Origin of the sequence: Streptomyces sp. NPDC006207, assembly GCF_040613835.1 — a bacterium.
Taxonomy (GTDB): domain Bacteria; phylum Actinomycetota; class Actinomycetes; order Streptomycetales; family Streptomycetaceae; genus Actinacidiphila.
Genome location: NZ_JBEXSX010000044.1, coordinates 29,284 through 46,731 on the forward strand (window position 1 = coordinate 29,284; position 17,448 = coordinate 46,731).

Consider the following 17,448-nt stretch of genomic DNA (forward strand, 5'->3'; position numbering starts at 1 on the left):
CTCGGTTCGGGCCGGCCTTGACCCGCAAGAAGTCCGACAGCCTCGCAGCGGACAAGGCTTGCAGCAACGGACCCATCCGCGCGTGTTTGCGTCGTCGCCGTATCCCGCACACCATCCCCGAGAAGACCGTGGCCGCCCGCCTGAGCAAGGGCTGGGCGGACGGCCACCCGGCTTCGGCGACATCCGGTACAGGAAGCGCAACACCGTCGAGCGAGCGATCAACCAGCTCAGGCGGCACCGGGCCGCCTCCTTCGCCACCAAGTCCAGCGCGCATGTCGTCGACCAGTTCGGGCAAGCCGACCCCGGGCTGCGCCGGGCCATCCAAGGCGAAGGCCGCAGGACGAGCCTGCCTGATCCACGCATGCGCCCGCATCGCGTGGCGCGGATCGGTACGGCAGCACCGATCACCCGCCGTGTTGGTGAGAGGGGAGATCGAAGGCCTGCAAAGGATCAGTCTGCAGGACGCCGGTCTGCCGCCACTCCATGGGAGACACGCCGTAGACCGAACGGAAGGTGCGGCTGAAGTGCGCGTGGCTGGCGAAGCCCCAGCGGTGTGCGACGGCCGCCACGGTCTGCCCCGCGAGTTCCGGGGATACGAGGTCCGTTCGGCATGCCTCGAGCCTGAGGCGCTGGATCCAACGGCCGACGGTCATGGGCTCGTCCTGGAAGAGCTGGTACAGGTAGCGAACGGAGATGTGGTGTGCGGCCGCGAGTGAGGCCGGGCAGAGTGCGGGGTCTTGCAGGTGGGCGCGAACGTAGCTGCGCAGGCGTCGCAACAGGTCCACCTCCGCCGCAGGCGTGGCCGCTTCGTCCTTGATGTTGCCCTGCAGGGCGACCAGTGCCGTCAGCACGTCGACGATCCCCCGTCTGAGGTAGTCCTTCGGAGTCGGCGCGTAGATGCAGTGATCCGTCATCGTGACGAGTCCGTTCACGTACGACGCGAGGATTCCACTGATGCCTTGGCCGGTTGAGTAGGTCCGGCCGGTGGCCAGGCGCAGTGCCGAGTCGGGGAGATCCAGCATCTCGCGCGGGACTGTGACGAGGTGCCGTCGTACCGGGCCGGTGAACTCGACGGCGTAGGGCCTGCGGGTGTCGAGGATGACGAACTCGCCGGCGGCGACCGGGGTCTCCTGGCCGTCCTGACGCGCGACGCCGGCACCGGATCGTTGCAGGCTCACCACCAGCGACTCGTCGCCGTCCGCGGCGATGAGCGGCGCGGTCCGGGCCAGCCGTTGCGGGCTTGTCTCGATGACGCCGGCTTGGACGCCCGCCACGCATGCCCGTCGAATGGCGCCATGGATCATGGCCTCTCCCAGGCTACGGACCTCCATCTGGATGAATGCCTGGCCCACGGCGTCTGCCCAGTACTCGGTCCGCTCGTCGGGCGGTTTGATGTCAGTGCGGAATGCTTGGATCACGATGCCCTCGCAAATTGCCAGGGAGCCATTGCGTTCCCGGGACCTGCGCAACGCGTCCACGCATCGCGCGACGCCGGGAAGCCCGTACCCTGCCAACGTAAAGCCCAGCCGCGGTCACCGAGCGCCTCCCGGGCGAGACTGCGGGACACCCCCAGACATGCGATCGGGAAACTGCGGGAAAACCCGGATACCGCGGCCGGCCAGTTGTGCCAGAGTCCGGCGCCGGGAGACCCGAGCCGCGCACGGGGCGACGCGGGCCGCGCTCCCCGGGCACACTCTCATCGCCCCAGAAGGCAAGTCCGTGCTGCCCGACGCCATCGAGCGCGCCGTGCGGCTGCCCTGCTGCGTGCTGTGGCTGGACAAGGACGGCGACAACCTCGGGGGGACGGGCGTGACGGCCAACAAGCTCGGCGTCGGCAAGGTCCACACCGGCAACACGGTCCCGCCAGAGGCGGAGATCACAAACGGCAAGGTCTCCGGTAACAGGTCGGTGAAGGTCGTCGACGTGGAACAGACACCGACCGCCGGCTGAACGGCGTCGAGCGGCGGACGCCACCTGTGCACGGCAGGGGCCGCATTGCCGTGGGTCGCGGAACGGGTGGACGACACCCGGGGCGTTCGCCACCACTGCCCTCATCGCTGGTGCCCCCGCAGCCGATCGCTACAAGGACCTCATCTACAAGATGCTCGTCAAGAACTACCGTGACTACGCTGGCGGAGCAGGGCTGAAGTTCATCCCGAGCTCCGCGTACAACTCGAGGGCGCTGATGAACCTTGCCCACTGGGTGTTCGGCGAAGACGCATACGTCCTCCCCGACACCGCCAGCTCCATGGGCACGGTGCTACCCCACAGTGGATGGATCTTCGCGAGCAATAGTGGCCTGAGTGACCCAGACACCGCCGAGACACGGAATCGAACTGACCGTCACGCCACTCCCAACAATCGCGGACCTGGCGTTCCTGAACAAACTACCGCCGGCACGGGATGACGGCCCACACCTCCGCTAGACAACCCGATCGATGGGGGCGCGGTGCACCACCGGACGTATCGGGCCCAGTCGGCGGCGCCGGCCGTGGACCGGCCTTCCGGCTGCCTGCGGCGGTCGACAGCTCCAAGCCGCCGAGGAGAGCACACCACGGAATAGCCCGGCGAAAATCGGCGGTCTCGATGAATGACACGGAGGCCGTCCTGGAGTCAGCCCAGATCGACGTGAAGACGTCAGCCCAACCGAGGTGTTACGGGGGTCTGCCTCAATCGTTCGCGATTGACAGTGGCAAAGCTGCCGATTTGGGCTCAGATCACGCGCCTGGTGTGACGCAAATGCTGCATACCCGACCCAGGCGATCGACGGATGTTCCCGCCTCCTGTGCCCTCCACCGCGGTCCTCTCGTTGAGCTAGCCGACCGCAGGAACCGAAACGGTGAAAGGGACAAGATGGGCCGAGCCGTGCCGCCAGCCGTGCGTGCACGCGCCCGAGCGCACACCTGCCCGAGGTGCCGCGCCGCACCCGGGCAGAAATGCACACGTGATCGCGCTGGTCGCTCCCAGCTGCACAGCGACCGCATCCGTGCCGCCCACCTGTCCCTGCAACCGCTTCCGCCGCGCCGTATCCTGCCGCCCGAAGAGGACCGTGTGTTGATGGAGTGGGACCCTGGCCGTGCGGACACCCCGGTCCTGTCGTGGCACCCCGAAGTCTTGCGGGACCTGTGCGGTACCCCGGATGAGATCGCCATCCTTCTGGCACGGACGCTGGCAGAGGCCGACATGCTCCGGCCCGAAGAGTCATCGCCCTGCAACTTCGTCCTCAGCCTGATGCTCATGCCGGTCAGCTACCTCTCGGCCCAGGAGATCCACGAAGCCGCCGACCGGCTGGCCGCGCGCGGGGTGCTCGCCGCAGTTCCTCAGGTCCCATTTCCATGTGTCCACGTTCAAAGGGAAGCTTCACGACTCACCGCGCGCGGTGGTTCAGGCGCTCGGGTCCGAGTCGCTACAGCCATGCTCCCCAGCGGCTGCAGGGGCCTGCGCGCGGCATCACTGATGCGGATCAGGATTCCGATAAGCACCCAGTTGGCGATGACGGAGGAACCGCCGAACGCAAGGAACGGCATCGTCATGCCGGTCAGCGGGATGAGGCCCATCACACCGCCGGCAACCACGAAGACCTGAAGCGCGAACGCGCCGGAGAGGCCGACAGCGAGGAGTTTGCCGAACGGGTCACGGGCGGCGAGGGCCGTGCGGACGCCGCGCTCGACGATCAGGCCGTAGAGCACCAGTATCGCCATCGTGCCGGCGAGGCCCATTTCCTCGCCGAACGTTGCGAGGATGAAGTCCGAGTTGGCGGCGAACCGGATCAGTTCGGAGTGGCCCTGGCCGAGGCCGGTGCCGAGGGTGCCGCCAGAGCCGAACGCCCATAGGGCCTGCATCGCCTGTTCCGAGTGGCCCGGAGCGCCCGACTGGCTGAGCTTGTATTCACGCATCGGGTCGAGCCAGGCCTGAACACGCTGCTGGACGTGGGATTCGAAGGTGGACACGCCGACGGCGCCCGCCACCGACATCAGCAGACTGAAGACGATCCAGCTTGTCCGCTCGGTGGCGACGTACAGCATGATGACGAACATTCCGAAGAACAGCAGCGACGTACCGAGGTCGGTCTCGAACACCAGGATGAGGATCGAGAGGAACCAGACGGCCAGGATCGGGCCCAGGTCGCGGCCGCGTGGCAGGTATAGGCCCATGAAGCGGCGGCTGGCCAGGGCGAGTGTGTCCCGCTTCACCATCAGATAGCCGGCGAAGAAGATCGCCAGGATGATCTTCGCGAACTCACCGGGCTGGATGGAAAAGCTGCCGACGTGGATCCAGATCCTGGCGCCGTAGATGTTGGCTCCGAGGCCGGGGACCAGAGGCAGGAGCAGCAGCACCAGCGCGCCAGCCATGCAGATGTAGGTGTAACGCTGCAGGACGCGATGGTCCTTGAGGAAGACCAGCACGACCGCGAAGAGAACGATGCCGAGCGCGGTGTACATCAGTTGGCGGGGCGCCGCGGTTCCTGCCTGCTTGATCGACTGGAGGAGCTTGGACTGGTCGAGGCGCCAGATGACGACGAGACCGAGCCCATTCAGCAGCGTGGCCACCGGCAGCAGCAGCGGGTCCGCGTACGGAGCGAATTTTCGTACGACGAGGTGGGCTACGGCGGCCAGCAGGCCGAGACCCAGACCATAACCCAGCAGCCCTGTGGGCATCTGGGCGTGGATGGCGAGACCCACGTTGGTGTAGGCGAACACCGGAATGGCAACTGCGAAAACCAGCAAGGCCAGTTCGGTGTTGCGGCGGGTCGGTACGCCGACCGATCCGACCGTGGACGTGTGGTCCGTCGGAGTGCTTGTACTGCTACTCATCGTCTGACAGGGCCTCTCACGTCTCTGTCTGATCACCGCATGGTGAGAGCTGCTTCTGCTGCTCGGCGGCAAGGCTGGTCAGGTTCCGTCGTGGATCGGGAGGACGAGGTGCCGGGCTGGTAGTGGACGTAGCCATGGACGTCGGCGGAGGTCTTGCGGTTCGCGTGGTCCTGCCGGCCTCGCCCACTCCGGCCTTCGCGTCGTTCTGGCTCTCCACGCGGCGGAACCGCACACCATCGCGTCGGCACGCCATCACGGAACTACTCGGGTGGGGTGGGAATGTTGGGAACGTCGTACATGGCCTGCACGTCGATCTCCAATTTGATGCGCGGGCCGACGATCGCGATGCCACGTGCGAGCATCGATCGCCAATTCAGCGTGAAGTCCTCCCTGTGCAGCTCGGCGGTTGCCAAGGCGGCGCAGCGCAGCTCCGTTCCGTATCCGCCGTTGACTGCGCCCAGGTAGGTCGTATCGAGGCCGACTGAGCGGGTGGTGCCGTGCATGGTCAAAGAACCCTGCAGCGTCCACTTGTTGCCGTTGCGGTGCACGAAGCGCTCACTGGCGAAGTGGATGTAAGGATAAGCCTGGACGTCCAGAAAATCAGGGGAGCGCAGGTGAGTGATCGCCCCGGCCACGCTTCGGGGTGCAGGCTCGACACACGGCGGACTGAGGTGGTCCTGGCACATGGCCGGTGCGGCGTGCGCAAACAGTGTCAGCAGGGCTGAACGGCGGGCGACCCCACCGCACAAAGCTCAGGGACGCGTCAGGCGGGGATGTCGGCAACTCCGTTCGGCAGCATCGCGCGCGCAGCCCGGATCACGTCCAACGACTCGCGAAGGAGCGTGATCTTCCCGTTCTCAGCCACCAGTCGTCCGGCGTAGGTCTGGCTGAAGGGGCGGCCCGTGACCGTGGTCCGCTCCACCGACCACTCTCCGAAGACCTGGTCTTCGGTTTCGATGATGATGTCCACCGTGTCGAAGCCGAAGTCCGGGACGACCTGCAGCAGTGCGGTGATGAACTCGCGAATGGCCTCCGGGCCAGTCCCTCCGGTCGGGATGCCAAGCGACTCCAGGTAGGGAAGCTCCAGGACGCCGTCCTCAGCGAAAAGGGACGAGGCGATCTCCGGATCTGCGATGTTGGCTGTGTAGGCGAGCAGCAGCTCGCGGGCACTCATCATGGGTGGCGCGCTTTCGTTTGGGTCGCCCCGGGCGGACGCTTGACCGACGGGCAGGGTCCGTAGTTGCTCGGTTCAGTCGCGTGCCGCGAGGTCGCAGGTCCATTGCACCAGTTATGGACTGCATGGTCAAGTAACTGCTCGTGGACGGCTCTGGCTCGGTCGAGCGGAGGGGCGAAGCTTTCGGCGATCCCGGAGGGTCCCGAACGGTGTCGAGCGGTGCGCGGTGGACGGTGTCCGGCGGCGTTCCCTGATCGCAGTTGTCCGAGCCTCCGGCATGCGGTCGCGGCGGCCGTGGTCCGCTTGGAGCGGCTGGACCATACAACTGCGGCTCGCGAGGAGCCGACTCTCAGCATGTTCAGCGTGATGAAGAACGCGCCCTCGCGATGCTCCGGCAGCGCCCCAGTGCTTCCTGTTCACACGCGAAGGTTGGCGCCCATGCGGACCGGGGGCCGTCTGAGTTCGAGGTTCAGAGGGAGTAGGCGCTCGGTTCCCGCTGAGCGAGGACACCTTGCAGCATGTCAGCGATCGTGGTGCGAGCCAACTGTTGCTGCATCTGCTGCTCCAGGCTGCTGTACACCTGCTGCAGGGTTGGCTGGATTCCGAAGCCGACAGGGCAGTCGGCGTTCGGCGGCGTGTGATGCATGGCGAACGGGCCCTCGCCCTCCACGGCGAGGTAGACCTCGAGCAGCGTGATCTCTTCGGGTTCCCGCTTCAAGATCCAGCCGGCCCCTGCGCCCCTTTTTGACCCCACCAATCCCGCCTTGCGGAGGTCGCCTAGGCATCGGCGGATCACTACAGGGTTGGTGTTGACGCTCCCCGCGATGCGCTCCGAGGTGGCGACCTCATTGTTCTTCCGGTCCAGAGACATCCAGGTCAGCACATGGGTTGCGATCGTCATTCTGCTGTTCGCGCTCATCCTTGACCTCCTCCCGGCTGGCGGGGCCGCTTGCCTACCCCGCTCCCTACGAAACAATGAAGGTTACATCGCCGCGACGAGGCCCTGTTGCAGCGTAGGGGGCGTGGACGCCAGATGATCTGCGCCGCTACGACAGTCTCGGCCTCACGCTCATCGCCGACCCTGCGTGGTAGGGCGCCTCCCGTCTGCGGGCGGCCTTGAAGCGAGGTGGGGTCCGCAGGAGGGAGGCGAATAGCCGTCTGGAGCGGATGCGGGGAAGGGGCGGGTGCCACTACGCCCCCACACCTGCCACGGTCCAGGTCAGCCGAGCGGAAGGCGGGGGCGGATCTGGGTGGCTGTGCTCAGCAGTGCGAGCGTGCCGCCAACGGCGAAGCCGGCCCATGTGCCGTATCCGTCGACGACGATGCCGCCGATGAACGACCCTGCGGCCAGGGCGATTTGGCACGCGCTGACCAGGAGCGCCATGCCGCTTTCGGGCGCGTCGGGAGTAGCGCGCAGGATCCACGTCTGCAACGCCAGCGGTACTGCACCGAATGCCGCGCCCCAGACCCTGACGAGCGCGACCACCGCGGGTGCCGTGCCTGCTGCGACGTTGAGGAGGGCGGCAGCGACTGCGACCAGAACGGTCGCGGCGACGTACACCGCACGCAGACGGCGGCCGATGATCGCTCCGGCGGCGAAGTTGCCGACCAGCCCCGCCAAACCATAGGCCAGCAGGACCGACGTCACAGCGGAGGACCCGAAGTGCGCCTTCTCCTCCAGGTACGGGGTCACGTAGGTGTAGGCGGCGAAGTGCCCGAAAAAGATCAGCACGGTGGCCAGCAGGGCGATCCGGGCTGCGGGATTGCGCAGAGCGGAGGTGAGCGTGGTCAGGCGGATTGCCCCGGTGGGCGGCAGGGCGGGCAGCCGCACCGTCAGGGTTGCCAGGGCGAGGAGAGCGGCACCGGCTGCAACGACGAATGCGGTCCGCCACCCGGCAAGGTGACCCACCAGTGCGCCGAGCGGCAAGCTGACCACGGTGCCGGCCGAGATTCCGGCGGTGATCAGTGACGTGGCCCGGTGGAGGGCCTCGGCGGGCACCAGTCGGGCGGCGACACCGGCGCCCATGGCCCAGAATCCGCCGACGCCGACGCCGAGCAGCACCCGCGCCGCCGCCATCACGGCCATGTTCGGGGCCACGGCTGCCAGGGCGTTGGAGGCGGCGATGAACAGGGCGAGGGCGATCAGGACCCTGCGCCGGTCCAGCCGTCCGGATGCCATGGTGACCAAGGGAGCCGTCACCGCGGCCGTCAGACCGGGCACGACCACCACCAGACCGACCGTGCCGATGGACACACCCAGGCTGGAGGAGATCACGGGCAGCAGCCCGATCGGCAGGAACTCCGACAGCACCAGGACGAAGGACATCAGCGCGACGGAGACGACGGCAGACCAGCCACCCCGCGGGGAAGGCCCACCTTCGACCAAGTCCTGTATCGATGCCGGCTCCTGAATGGGCGAAGCCACGCTGGAAGGGTTGCTCATGCTTGCTCTCCTGGGAGGGCCCTGGGCCCTGTTGATCCGTGCCGCGCCAAGGCGCGGAGCCTGTGCTTCGCAGAGGCGGAAGCGGACAACGGTCACACCGGTGTGACCTGAGAAAAGGCGGGCGTCCCAGCGGCGAACTTCTGGTCCGCCCCACCACCCGCAGTTGTAACAGTGTAGGTTACACCAGGGGCGGCGGTAGGCACCCCCGAGCGGCAGCCCCGCCGCGGCCCCGATCGCCGACCCGAAGGGTAGGTACGGCCGGGAGCCGCGACATCGGGTTTTTGACAGGTTGGTCCAATTTTGTTACGTTATGGACCGCTTGGTAAGGAATGGGCGGCTTTCGCTTCACGGCAGATAGGCAACGTGAGGCGCGATCGGCTCGCCTTCATCCCGCTCCCGCGGGCCCGAGCACTCGGCTGCCGCGGTACTCGTCGACACAGTCGCCATCACGCCGGGCCGCATAACGCGCCTGCGCAAGGATGCAACGCACCAGGAGGAAAAGATGAACGGTACTAGCGATCTCCAGAGGGCGCGCGAAGAGGCAGCCGTCAACTACTTCCGATTGGTGGATGCTGCCGATCCCGCCGTGTTGGATCTTTTCGTGGACAACGCCCGGATGTTCTTCCCGAAGTTCGGCTTCGCAACCGGGAAGGATCAGATCGGGGCATTTGCACAGGGTCTCGGGAGGGGAATTTCGGCGATTGAGCACGACATCCCCGGTTTCACCGTGTTGTCGTCTGGAAACTATGTGGTGGTTGAAGGTTCGGTGAAGGGGACGACGACATCGGGTGTGGCCTTCCCTGACGGCGTCTCCTCCTACGGACTGTTCTGTAACGTATTCGAATTCGAAGGCGACCTCATCAAGAGGGTCCACATCTACGAAGACCCGGATTTCGCCAGTACGCACACCGACGGAGTGGCCTGGGGTGAATCGGTGCGCGACAGCATGTAGCCGGTCCCGCCCTGCACGCCCTGACGACAAGGTGCTCGCGGACGCACCATTGATGTTGCGTCTCACCCGCGCAGAGGTCCGCGGTGTCGCCCGTTTGCAACCCGCGCCAAGCCAGGGAAGCACCGGCCATGGCCGCGGCCCCGCCAAACGGCTGGAGCGTCAGCCAGGTCATGCCGGTTTTCCGCTGCAACGGCGTGCTACACCGGCGTCCGCTGGAGTGGCTCCGCGTCACCCGCTCGCCCCGCTCCGGTACCACCACGTCCTCGGTCCCCCGACGATGAGACCTCAGGACAACGGAAAGGGCACCAAATGCGCTCGCACGCTCGTCTCGGCGCGGGAATCAAACGTGGTGCCGGCATGCTGGCGGTGCTCACCGCGGTCGGCCCTGCATGGGCCGTTCCAGCTCTCGCCGGCGGTGTGCCCGCGGCTTCGGGTGGAGCCCACTCCAAACCAACTGTGGTTCTCGTGCACGGAACCAACTTGGACTCGTCTTCATGGGACGAGGTGGCCCGGCGTCTGCGCGATGCCGGATATCCCGTGGTCGTCCCCGCCAACCCCCTACGGGGTCTGCCGTACGACTCTTCCTACACCGCGAGTGTGCTGCGCAGCATCAAGGGACCGATTGTGCTCGTCGGCCACTCGTACGGCAGCGCGGTCACCAACGAGGCCGCCCTGGGGAACCCCGCCGTCAAGGCTCTCGTGCCTGTGGCCGGTTTCCTCCCGCAAAAGGGGGAAAGCTCGGCTGAACTGGTGGGCAAGTTCCCCGGCAGCACCCTGGCCCAAACGCTGAAGCAGGTGCCCTACCCGCTGATGGGTGGCGGTACAGGCATGGACGTGTACGTCAAGGAGGACCTGTTCCCGCAGCAGTTTGCCGCCGACGTACCGTTGTCAAAGTCGTCGATCATGGCAGTCACCCAGCGCCCGGTGGACGCCAGGGCACTGGACGACAAGGCCACCGGCGCCGCCTGGAGGACCGTCCCGGCGTTCGACCTGATCACCGCCAACGACAAGAACATCCCTGCCGCGGTGCAGCGATGGATGGCCAACCGTGCGCATGCAGTGTCCGTGGAGGTGAGTTCCTCCCACGTCGCGCCCGTCTCACACCCCGAAGCAGTCACCGACCTGATCGAAACGGCTGCACGTGCCACCACATCCCAGACGGCCCCATCTCTGGCCGCGACCGGTCGGCGCCCCACATGGTTGCTGGCAGGCGCGGCCGTAGGCACGGCGACACTCGGCGGAAGCCTGATGATGGCGATGCGCCGGCGGAAGCGACCGTGACGGGTTGAACGCCGCGTCATCCAGGGTGTGCCACATGCGGCGCCGTCCGCGGCCCTACCACCCCCATCCCTCACCGGCACCCAGAGCGGCTGGATGATCCCTACCGGCCCGCGGGTGGGGGCTAGTTGAAGTGCCGGTTCCGCGAGACCACGAAGCGATCGTCGGCGCCATCGCCGGCTCCGCGAACGCTGCTGCTCGGCGGATGCGACCACCACGGACAGCCGCAGTGCATCGGCCGCACCACCACCCTCCCTCGCCGCAGCCGGCGCTGCGGTCGCTGGACTGTTCTCTATGGCGCGCGGGCATCCGTGGTCGGGGTGGTCGTCATCCGTCGGATGCGGAGCCGGGAGACCTGAAGTCACGCTGATGCAGCCCGCGGAAGTCGGCGCCGACGTCGCCAGCCGGCACCGTCGGCTGGCAGCGCCACCCCGAACGCTGGCACCGCCCCCGCACCGACCTCGCGTGTGATGGGTCCGCGGCCTCTTTTATGGACCATGCGGTAGAAACTGAGTGGTGAACCATGTGGTCAGTGACTTTGATGTGTGCCGGGCCACTGGACAAGTGCCGAAGTTGTGATCGCGCGCCGGCCTCGTCGTGATCGGTCTTGCGGAATCTCGTCGGCTCGGGTCCCGGCGTTAATCGGACGTGAGCCAGGCAGCTACGGGTGGCAGAGTCCCGCAGAGGATCACGAGCGCCTCGCGTGGCCTGGCCGGGGTCGCAGCGGCACACAGAACACCTGGCGGATGCCCGGTTCGCGCGCACCGGGAAACCTCCACGCACCTGCGGCCCCAGAATGCCGGCGTGAACGAGGGGCCGGGGTGCCGCCCGCGGATCATGCCCATACACCCGCCTGGCCGCGTGGAGCGTGTCTCCGGACACGCTCCACGCGGCATCAGGGGGCTTGTGCGCCTTCGGCCCCCGCCGGCCCTGCTTCCGAAGTGGTTGACGGAGGGGCGGGGATCCAGCGGTGGGACCAACGCATCACGGCGTCGACGACTTGTTCAAGGTCTTGTCCCTTGGCGGTGAGGTGGTATTCGACCTGCACCGGCGAAGAGGGAACAACCCGACGCTCGACGATGCCCTCCTCTTCCAAGGTGCGCAATCGCTGAGTGAGCATGGCGTCACTCAGGCCGGGCACCGCTGCCTTGATCTGCACGAAGCGGGCCTGACCCGTGAACAAAGCGCGCACGATCGCACCCGTCCAGCGGGCACCGATCAGTTCGATCCCCGCGTGGTAGCGCGAGCAGACCCGACGCACTTCGTTCACGATCGCTCCGATTGCTAGGCCGCAGCGCCCTCACGCAGCGGACGCAGTGCGGCATCCACCCGGACGATCTCGTCGAACATGGCCTTGGCTGCACCTGTCATAGCTTCATCGGCCGCAACCTTACCCTCCGCATCGATGAGGTTGAAGCCGAAGGGAGCCACGACGGATTCGACGATCGGCGTCATCTTTACCGCGGTGACGACCTGCTTGATCTGCTGGACGGCACGGGTACCGCCGGCCACGGCGCCATAGCTGACCAGGCCTACCGCCTTGTGGCTCCACTCGTTGAACAGGTAGTCGATGGCATTCTTCAGCTCCGCGTTGTAGCCGTGGTTGTACTCCGGCATGACGAAGACGAGGGCATCGGCCTCGGCGATCGTCGCGCTCCAGTCACGGGTGTGCTGGTGGACGTACTGCTGCGCCCGCGGGTGGTTGGGCTCGTTCATGAACGGAAGGTTCACCTCGGCCAGGTCGAGCAGTTCGACCTTGGTGAAGCCACCGTGAGCAACCGCCTGCCCATGGGTCCACTGCCCGATCGGCAGGCCCACGCGCCCCGGACGGGTGCTGGCAACAATGATCTTCAACGTGGTCATCAGGACTGCTCCTTTGATCCCCTCGACATGATCGGCCGAGGTGGGGGGACTCGACCGCGGACGGAGCCTATCAATTAAATTTAGTGACTAAAGCATCTTGAGCGGCCGCCGGCCGCAAACGCTGGACTCGGCACAGGGTCGGCACATGGGGTCCCCTTGCGACAGCCGCAAAGGGGTCGGCTGCGGTGTGACGCATGTCCCGGCCAGCGCGGCCACGGCCGGCCGATCCATGCGCACTCGCTCTCTTCGAGTGCGACGGCGCGGCAAGGCCGGCGGACTGCACCACTCGATTGCCGCAAGTGGCCGCCCGGTGGCCTGCCGGGCTGGCGATCGTGGCCGCCCAGAAATCGGCTCCCAGGGGAGGTTCGACGGCAACGGCCTGTCGCGGACCGGTTGCCTTGACTCTTCGATCAGCTGCCTGCGGCGGCCAGGGCAGCTTCCGCGATGCGGTTGGCGACAGCTAGGGGGGTTGTCGCGTCGTTCGCACTCTCTCGGAGGACTTGTGCAGTGGTGGTTCCAATGGATGCGAGCCGATGCAGGGACTGCGCCGGGGTGAGTTGGTGGAGTTCCAGGCCGGACGCGTACATGACTCCGCCCGCATTGGCCACGAAGTCCGGGGCCCAGGTGATTCCCGCCTTTGTCAGCTCCTCTGCGACGCCATCGTGTGCCAGTTGGTTGTTGGCCGAGCCGACGACCGCACGGCAGCGCAGGGATCCGACGAGCTGGGAGGTCAGCACGCCGCCCAGGGCGCACGGCGCCAGGATGTCGGTCTCCAGGGTGTAAGCACCTTCGAGGTCGACCCACTGCGCTCCGGTCTCCTCGACGACCCGGCGGCGCTCGGGGTCCGTGTCGGTGGCTCGCACTCGGGCGCCTTGTGCAATCAGGCGTTTGGTGAGTTCGTGCCCCACCCCGCCGAATCCGATCACCACCACCTCGCGCCCCCGAAGTTGCGGGACTCCCCACAGGTGCTCGGCCGCCGCGTTCATCGCGTGCTCGACGCCGGCCGCAGTGCCGAAGGTGGTGGTACCCAGACCGTCCTCCATGGAGGTGTAGCCGCCGACGTAGGGGGTTCTGCGTCGCATCAGCTGGATGTCGGCAGAGCTGGTGCCGACGTCAGGAGCGACGAAGTAGGCGCCACCGAGGTCGTGCACCAGTTCGGCTACATCGAGCAGCAGGGCTTCGCGCAAACTGCCGTCCAGATGCTGCGGACCTCCGGGCAGCAACGGGACGACGCTCTTGCCGCCGCCTGTGCCGTTGCGGACGGCGGCTGCCTTGTACGTCATCCCCCGGCTCAGGCGCAGGCAGTCCACCAGGGCCTCGACAGGGGAGGCGTACCGGGCGACCCGCATGCCACCGACGGCGGGCCCGAGGCGGGTGGAGTGGATGGCGATGATGATCGGCAGGCTGGTCCGGCGGCCCTGCCGGACCGCCACCTCCTCGTGGTCGAGCGTGGTCTCCAGCGCGAACGACGACATGCTCAGGCCTCCAGATGGAAATCACAAGCTGACTTAGCAGTACGTAAGTCAGGGCTGGCTTAAGCTAGCATAAGTCTGGTGCTTCGATAGACGGGATGCCTGTGATGTCCGCACTTACTGGATCGCTGACCGACCGGGACAGCTGGAGTGACCACCGCTGCTCGGCTGCCCGGGCCCTGGACGTACTCGGGACGCCGTCGAATCTGTTCGTACTGCGCGAGGCCTTCTACGGCACGACCTACTTCAACGACTTCGTCCGTCACACCCCGCTGAGTGAACCCGCAGCGGCCAAGCGCCTGAAGGAGCTCGTCGAGGTCGGGCTACTACGGCGTACCCCCTACCAGACGGCGGGACAGCGGACACGCGACCGCTATGAGCTGACCGGGCCGGGCGAGGACCTCATGACCGCCTACTTCGCGCTGATGGAATGGGGAGACCGCCACGCCACGGCCGACGGTGGACCGGTTCGCCTGCGGCACAGGCATTGCGACGCTCCTGTGCACGTGGCGCTCTCCTGCGCTGACGGACACGCACTGTCCCCCAGCGACCTCGAGGTCGTGGCGGCCCCTGGGGTAGCGCAGGCCGCGGCATCCGAATGACGCAGATGCTAAAGATCCAAGACGATGTCCTGGGCGGGCTTGGAGCAGCAGATGAGGATGTTGCCGTCCGCCGGCGGTTCGACCGGATCGGGCGCGTAGTCAACTGAACCGGACATCAAGGCAAGCTCGCAGGTGTGGCAGACACCGGTGCGACACGACCACTGAACCGGGACGTCACACGCCTCGGCCAGTTCCAGCAGCGAGTCCTGCTCGTCGTTGAAGGGGACCGACAGGCCACTGCGGGCGAACGACACAGAAGGGCCGGCGCCCGGCGTTCCGGGAGGCAGGTGAGGAGCGCGAGTGCCCGATGCGTCTTTGAGCCCGGGAGTGAGAGACGGACCGCCGCTGAATATCTCGGTGTGCACGCGGGAAGCGTCCAGGCCGGCTTCGACAAGAGCGGCGCTCATGCTGTCCATGAACGGCACCGGTCCGCAGATGTAGGCATCGGCATCGGCCGGGAGACCCAGACCGAGAATCCGATCAGCCGAGAGCCGGCCGGCCTGCGTGTAGTCGCCGCCCTCGCGGTCCGCAACGCCCGGCTTGCTGTAATAGACGATCGACCGGGCGTCTCCCAGCTCCGCAAGGAGCTCACGGACCTCCATGGCGAAGGGGTGCTCAGTGCCGTTCCGGGCTGCGTGCAGCCACCACACCTGGCGGCCCGAGCGGCTGCGAACCAGAGAATGCAGCATGGCGAGCACCGGAGTCACTCCCACCCCGGCCGACAGCAGCACCACAGGGGTCTCACCATCGGACAGGCAGAACGTACCGCGAGGTGCGGCGACGTCGAGGATGTCACCGGGCCTGAGGTGAGTCCGCAAATGGTTACTGGCCGCGCCATGCGGCTCGACCTTCACGCTGATCCGGTATGTGCCCGTCCCAGGTTCACCGGACAGGGAGTAGCTCCGGATCAACGGCGAGGCATCACCTTCGATCCGTACCTTCACGGTGAGGAACTGCCCCGGCAGATTGGGCGGCAGCGCGGCACCATCGGCGGAAGCCAGGGACACGGAGACCAGCTCTGGCTTTCGGGCTGGATGCCCGTGACTGTCAGGGAACGGAAGCCGGTCCATGCAGGGGGCGGAGCGCCGGCCGCGGCCGTGAGGCCGGCGCTGCCCGAGGATGCGGCCTTGTCTCCATCGGCCTGTTCCAGGAGGGTGCGCATCGATGCCTGCCAGCCTGGGCTCAGGGCCGGGACACGCAGGGCCCGTTCTACTTGGGTGCGTGTGTGCCCCGGGAGGTAGAGAACCGCGTCGATGTCCTCGACGGTCATGGCTTCCGGGCCGGTGGAAACCGTGACGATCTCCTGACCAGCCTCCACCTCACCTTCCTCGAGGACCCGCAGATAGAACCCCGGCCGGCGGTGGGAAACCAGCAAGGCCGCCATCTGAGGCTCTCCCATGCGCAGACCCACCCGGTAGCACGTCACACGCGGCTGGGTGACCTCGAACAGCGCCTCACCGATGCGGTACCGGTCGCCGATGCACACCTCACTGTCCGGGAGCCCGTCCACCGTGAAGTTCTCACCGAAACTGCCCGGCTTCAGATCATCCCGCCCCAACCGCCCGGCCCAGAACCGGTAAGAGTCCATCTGGTAGACCACTGCCCGCTGCTCCCCGCCGTGGCCACCCAAGTCGCCCTGGCCGTCCCCATCGATGTTGAGTCTCCTCACCATCCGGGGTCCGGATACGGTCTGCTTGTAGACCCCCGTGTAGACGGTCTTGCCGTGCCAGGGGACGTCCTGAGGTTCCGACGTTGACTGCGATCAAGGTCGCGACCACCGCACGGCCCTCCCACGCGGGGACCTGATCCGGCTTGCACCTCAGCTGAGGACGCGGCCGAGGAATCCGTGGATGTAGCCGCTGATGGTGTCCAGGTGCGTCTCCAGAGCGAAGTGCCCGGCCGGCAGCAGGTGGACTTCGGCGTCCGGCAGATCGCGGGTGAACGCCCGTGCACCGTCCGGCCCGAAGATCTCGTCTCTTTCGCCCCAGACCGCAAGCAGCGGCACCTGGCTCGTGCGGAAGTATTCCTGCAGCTGGGGGTAGCCGTCGATGTTGGTCGGGTAGTTCCGGAAGAGCGCAAGCTGGACCTCGTCGTTGCCGGGCCGGTCCAGCAGAGTCTGATCGTGCAACCAGTTGTCCGGGCTGACGAGGCTCTTGTCCGAAGCGCCGTTCTCGTACTGCCAACGGGTCGTCTCGGCACTGAACTTGGCTCGTGCGCCAGGCTCGGTGTCTGCTCCGGGGGCCGTGGCGTACGCGAACAGGTCGTCCCAGAAGGGCTTGGCGAACCCTTCCATGTAGGCGTTGCCGCTCTGCGAGATGATCGCGGTGACGTCGTACGCGGGATTGAGCGCCAGCCGCCACCCGATGGGAGCGCCATAGTCGTGGACGTAAATCGAGAAACGGCTGATTCCCAGACTGTCGAGCAGTCCGCCGGTGACCGTCGCGAGGTTGTCGAAGGTGTACTCGAAATCGTCGACCTTTGGCATGGAGGACTGGCCGTAGCCGATGTGATCCGGGGCTATCACATGGTAGTTGTCGGCAAGCGCAGGGATGAGATGACGGAACATGTGGGAGCTGCTCGGAAAGCCATGCAGGAGCAAGACGACCGGCGCATCGGCGGGACCCGCCTCGCGATAGAAGACCTGCTGGCCGTCGACTGTTGCGGTGCGGTGGTGGGTAGGGAGCATTCTGGCCCTCCGAGGAAGCACCCGAGTCTGTGAAGGGAGTCAAGCGGCAGTTCGACGTGACAACACAACGTCGAAGAAACCGCAGGCTTCGTCCCCTTTGACGGTGGACGGAGCGGGAACAACGCTCCAGGTTGTGTTCCCTTCAAACGCTAGACCCGACTTTG

Annotated in this window: 15 protein-coding genes and 2 pseudogenes; 5 read left to right on the forward strand and 12 right to left on the reverse strand. The window is 66.6% G+C overall.

What is annotated here, in order from left to right; all coding sequences use genetic code 11:
* Nucleotides 1–404: 404 nt before the first annotated feature.
* Nucleotides 405–1,418, reverse strand: coding sequence for a helix-turn-helix domain-containing protein (locus tag ABZ312_RS29765; RefSeq protein WP_500439137.1), 1,014 nt, complete (start codon nucleotides 1,416–1,418; stop codon nucleotides 405–407).
* Nucleotides 1,419–1,719: 301 nt separating this feature from the next.
* Between ABZ312_RS29765 and ABZ312_RS29770 the strand changes: the two genes are divergently transcribed.
* A complete protein-coding gene (locus ABZ312_RS29770; RefSeq protein ID WP_500328740.1) occupies nucleotides 1,720–1,950 on the forward strand; it encodes a hypothetical protein in 231 nt (76 codons plus the stop codon).
* 903 nt (nucleotides 1,951–2,853) lie between these two features.
* Nucleotides 2,854–3,003, forward strand: a pseudogene (locus ABZ312_RS29775) (zinc finger domain-containing protein); the annotation flags it as partial.
* A gap of 344 nt (nucleotides 3,004–3,347) precedes the next feature.
* Here the strand turns inward: ABZ312_RS29775 and ABZ312_RS29780 are convergent.
* From ABZ312_RS29780 to ABZ312_RS29800, 5 genes and pseudogenes are all read right to left on the reverse strand, one after another.
* Nucleotides 3,348–4,814, reverse strand: coding sequence for an FtsW/RodA/SpoVE family cell cycle protein (locus ABZ312_RS29780; protein ID WP_500328739.1), 1,467 nt, complete (start codon nucleotides 4,812–4,814; stop codon nucleotides 3,348–3,350).
* Between the two features lie 260 nt (nucleotides 4,815–5,074).
* Nucleotides 5,075–5,431 (reverse strand): annotated as a pseudogene (locus tag ABZ312_RS29785) (YceI family protein); the annotation flags it as partial.
* 146 nt (nucleotides 5,432–5,577) lie between these two features.
* Nucleotides 5,578–5,991, reverse strand: coding sequence for a nuclear transport factor 2 family protein (locus ABZ312_RS29790; RefSeq protein ID WP_500439138.1), 414 nt, complete (start codon nucleotides 5,989–5,991; stop codon nucleotides 5,578–5,580).
* Between the two features lie 466 nt (nucleotides 5,992–6,457).
* Nucleotides 6,458–6,907, reverse strand: a complete 450-nt coding sequence (locus ABZ312_RS29795) for an Rrf2 family transcriptional regulator (protein WP_500328737.1) — start codon at nucleotides 6,905–6,907, stop codon at nucleotides 6,458–6,460.
* A 300-nt stretch (nucleotides 6,908–7,207) separates the two neighbouring features.
* Nucleotides 7,208–8,431, reverse strand: coding sequence for an MFS transporter (locus ABZ312_RS29800; protein ID WP_500439139.1), 1,224 nt, complete (start codon nucleotides 8,429–8,431; stop codon nucleotides 7,208–7,210).
* Nucleotides 8,432–8,933: 502 nt separating this feature from the next.
* On the opposite strand from ABZ312_RS29800, the gene ABZ312_RS29805 reads away from it, so the two are divergent.
* Both ABZ312_RS29805 and ABZ312_RS29810 read left to right on the forward strand, forming a co-directional pair.
* Nucleotides 8,934–9,383 carry a nuclear transport factor 2 family protein gene (locus ABZ312_RS29805; RefSeq protein WP_500328735.1) on the forward strand — a complete coding sequence of 150 codons (450 nt, stop codon included), beginning with the start codon at nucleotides 8,934–8,936 and terminating at the stop codon, nucleotides 9,381–9,383.
* A gap of 465 nt (nucleotides 9,384–9,848) precedes the next feature.
* The gene (locus tag ABZ312_RS29810) at nucleotides 9,849–10,664 is read left to right on the forward strand and encodes an alpha/beta hydrolase (RefSeq protein WP_500439149.1); all 816 of its coding nucleotides are present in this window, start codon (nucleotides 9,849–9,851) and stop codon (nucleotides 10,662–10,664) included.
* An 892-nt stretch (nucleotides 10,665–11,556) separates the two neighbouring features.
* Here the strand turns inward: ABZ312_RS29810 and ABZ312_RS29815 are convergent.
* The 3 genes from ABZ312_RS29815 to ABZ312_RS29825 form a co-directional block, all read right to left on the reverse strand.
* The gene (locus tag ABZ312_RS29815; protein ID WP_500328734.1) at nucleotides 11,557–11,931 is read right to left on the reverse strand and encodes a winged helix-turn-helix transcriptional regulator; all 375 of its coding nucleotides are present in this window, start codon (nucleotides 11,929–11,931) and stop codon (nucleotides 11,557–11,559) included.
* A gap of 14 nt (nucleotides 11,932–11,945) precedes the next feature.
* Nucleotides 11,946–12,524, reverse strand: a complete 579-nt coding sequence (locus tag ABZ312_RS29820; RefSeq protein ID WP_500328733.1) for an NADPH-dependent FMN reductase — start codon at nucleotides 12,522–12,524, stop codon at nucleotides 11,946–11,948.
* 410 nt (nucleotides 12,525–12,934) lie between these two features.
* On the reverse strand, nucleotides 12,935–13,999 hold the full coding sequence (locus ABZ312_RS29825; RefSeq protein WP_500328732.1) for a Glu/Leu/Phe/Val dehydrogenase dimerization domain-containing protein: 1,065 nt from the start codon (nucleotides 13,997–13,999) through the stop codon (nucleotides 12,935–12,937).
* 104 nt (nucleotides 14,000–14,103) lie between these two features.
* On the opposite strand from ABZ312_RS29825, the gene ABZ312_RS29830 reads away from it, so the two are divergent.
* Nucleotides 14,104–14,598, forward strand: coding sequence for a winged helix-turn-helix transcriptional regulator (locus tag ABZ312_RS29830; protein WP_500356414.1), 495 nt, complete (start codon nucleotides 14,104–14,106; stop codon nucleotides 14,596–14,598).
* Nucleotides 14,599–14,606: 8 nt separating this feature from the next.
* Here the strand turns inward: ABZ312_RS29830 and ABZ312_RS29835 are convergent, their stop codons facing one another.
* The 3 genes from ABZ312_RS29835 to ABZ312_RS29845 form a co-directional block, all read right to left on the reverse strand.
* Nucleotides 14,607–15,605: a 2Fe-2S iron-sulfur cluster-binding protein gene (locus ABZ312_RS29835; protein ID WP_500439140.1), complete on the reverse strand. Its 999-nt coding sequence runs from the start codon at nucleotides 15,603–15,605 to the stop codon at nucleotides 14,607–14,609.
* Nucleotides 15,539–16,198, reverse strand: a complete 660-nt coding sequence (locus ABZ312_RS29840; protein ID WP_500439141.1) for an MOSC domain-containing protein — start codon at nucleotides 16,196–16,198, stop codon at nucleotides 15,539–15,541. Before ABZ312_RS29840 ends, ABZ312_RS29835 begins: the two co-directional genes overlap by 67 nt.
* A 219-nt stretch (nucleotides 16,199–16,417) precedes the next feature.
* Complete coding sequence (locus tag ABZ312_RS29845) at nucleotides 16,418–17,284, reverse strand: alpha/beta fold hydrolase (protein ID WP_500328729.1); 867 nt, start codon at nucleotides 17,282–17,284, stop codon at nucleotides 16,418–16,420.
* Nucleotides 17,285–17,448: the final 164 nt, after the last annotated feature.

Bases quoted from the DNA above. Each gene is read 5' to 3' on its own strand.
- ABZ312_RS29780 (WP_500328739.1), bottom strand. From the start codon at position 4,814: ATGAGTAGCAGTACAAGCACTCCGACGGACCACACGTCCACGGTCGGA.
- ABZ312_RS29790 (WP_500439138.1), bottom strand. From the start codon at position 5,991: ATGATGAGTGCCCGCGAGCTGCTGCTCGCCTACACAGCCAACATCGCA.
- ABZ312_RS29795 (WP_500328737.1), bottom strand. From the start codon at position 6,907: ATGAGCGCGAACAGCAGAATGACGATCGCAACCCATGTGCTGACCTGG.
- ABZ312_RS29800 (WP_500439139.1), bottom strand. From the start codon at position 8,431: ATGAGCAACCCTTCCAGCGTGGCTTCGCCCATTCAGGAGCCGGCATCG.
- ABZ312_RS29805 (WP_500328735.1), top strand. From the start codon at position 8,934: ATGAACGGTACTAGCGATCTCCAGAGGGCGCGCGAAGAGGCAGCCGTC.
- ABZ312_RS29820 (WP_500328733.1), bottom strand. From the start codon at position 12,524: ATGACCACGTTGAAGATCATTGTTGCCAGCACCCGTCCGGGGCGCGTG.
- ABZ312_RS29825 (WP_500328732.1), bottom strand. From the start codon at position 13,999: ATGTCGTCGTTCGCGCTGGAGACCACGCTCGACCACGAGGAGGTGGCG.
- ABZ312_RS29830 (WP_500356414.1), top strand. From the start codon at position 14,104: ATGTCCGCACTTACTGGATCGCTGACCGACCGGGACAGCTGGAGTGAC.
- ABZ312_RS29845 (WP_500328729.1), bottom strand. From the start codon at position 17,284: ATGCTCCCTACCCACCACCGCACCGCAACAGTCGACGGCCAGCAGGTC.